This is a genomic window from Phormidesmis sp. 146-12, assembly GCF_052939495.1.
On sequence record NZ_JBJPHS010000246.1, the window covers coordinates 1 to 1497 of the forward strand.

The window sequence follows — 1497 nt, forward strand, 5'->3', positions numbered from 1 at the left end:
GAAAGGTTTCCTATAATGACTGCATGAGCAAGGCTACATCAATTTAGGAGTTCAGCATGACGATTGATACACTCAGCCAGAAAAGCGCGATCGCCAAATGTGCAGAATTGGCAACACTCATCGATCGACACACAGACAGCAAGGGAGGCATTTATTATCCAACTGCGATCGATTCCTTAGTCTTTGTGCGATGCGATACTTGTACAACCATCCAAACAGTCAGCGAACCGTTGTTTGCTATGGCGGCACAGGGCGAAAAGAAATTATCGCTGAATGAGGAAAACTTTCAATATGGTGTTGCTCAATATTTGGTGATGCCAGTGGATTTGCCGTTGAGCGTCTGCATGATCGAGGCGACACCCGATCAACCCTATCTCGGCTTGAAGCTGAAGCTAGACCCAGTTCAACTCTGTGAGATTATTGCTCAAACAAACCGAGACAACGATCGCAAAGAAAACTCGGTCAGAGGCTGGTGCGTTAGCGATGCCAATCCGTCTTTGCTGGATTGCATCATCCGGTTAATCAACCTGTTAGAGACACCACAGGATATCCTGTTTCTCGCCCCGATGATGATCCGCGAAATTTATTACCGTCTACTCACCGATCACCAAGGTGAAACTGTTCGTCAGGTTGCCACCGCTGGCAGCAACATGCAGCGAATTGCAGAAGTAATCAGACAAATTAAGGCAGAGTTTAGCCAGCCGTTGCGGGTTGAGGATCTCGCTGAACAAGCGAATATGTCTACGGCATCGTTCCATCGCCATTTCAAAGCAGTCACCTCAATGAGTCCGCTGCAATACCAAAAACAATTGAGATTGTTAACCGCACGTCAGATGATGCTGGCTGAGGCGATCGATGCAACTCAAGCTGCTTATCAAGTCGGGTATGAGAGTACTTCACAGTTTAGCCGCGAATATGCCCGCATGTTTGGTGCGCCGCCTATCCGGGATGTTGAACGTTTACGGACAACCGAAACAGTACTGAGTAGGTGAACGGAATTAAACTAGCGATGGAGGTAAGCTGAAGAGCTGCCCATCAAAGTTATTCCAGCCATACCAACCTTGACCTCAGTTTTGATGACGAAAGCCTTTAATTCGACCATCTGACCATCGCAAAAGCGCCAGACATCGCAGTACGAGAATGAGCCACCTTCCCGTCTTCATCCTTCATGGTAATGTCGCCGAGTGCCGTGACGAAATCACCCTCAGCGATTAAGTTCGCGACCATGAACTTTGGCGGCTCTATGTATGTCGTTGCCATCCATTGGCGGACAGCTTCTTTTCTGTTAAGGGTCTTGTCGCCTACAAATATCCATTCCATGTCGTCGTTGCAGAACGATAGGAATCCTTCATTGTTTCCTGAGCGCGATCGCCGCATTTGCCTCTAATAAAATTGCTTTGTTTTTCTCTGACATCTGAATCTCTCCATAGGTTTTAGCTCGTAATTGCAGTAACGCGGATCTCAATCCGCATCGTTGGAAGTCCAAGAGCCACAACT

The 1497-nt window shown here is 47.6% G+C and carries 2 protein-coding genes; one reads left to right on the plus strand and one right to left on the minus strand.

Annotation, left to right across the window (positions count from 1 at the left end):
- Positions 1 to 56: 56 nt before the first annotated feature.
- On the plus strand, positions 57 to 992 hold the full coding sequence (locus tag ACKFKF_RS35025; RefSeq protein ID WP_446871940.1) for an AraC family transcriptional regulator N-terminal domain-containing protein: 936 nt from the start codon (positions 57 to 59) through the stop codon (positions 990 to 992).
- Between the two features lie 97 nt (positions 993 to 1089).
- Here the strand turns inward: ACKFKF_RS35025 and ACKFKF_RS35030 are convergent, their stop codons facing one another.
- The gene (locus tag ACKFKF_RS35030; RefSeq protein ID WP_446871941.1) at positions 1090 to 1377 is read right to left on the minus strand and encodes a nuclear transport factor 2 family protein; all 288 of its coding nucleotides are present in this window, start codon (positions 1375 to 1377) and stop codon (positions 1090 to 1092) included.
- Positions 1378 to 1497 lie beyond the last annotated feature (120 nt).

What these genes read in the sequence shown, in the direction of transcription:
- ACKFKF_RS35025 (WP_446871940.1), top strand. Translation starts at nt 57, where the DNA reads ATGACGATTGATACACTCAGCCAGAAAAGCGCGATCGCCAAATGTGCA.
- ACKFKF_RS35030 (WP_446871941.1), bottom strand. Translation starts at nt 1,377, where the DNA reads ATGCGGCGATCGCGCTCAGGAAACAATGAAGGATTCCTATCGTTCTGC.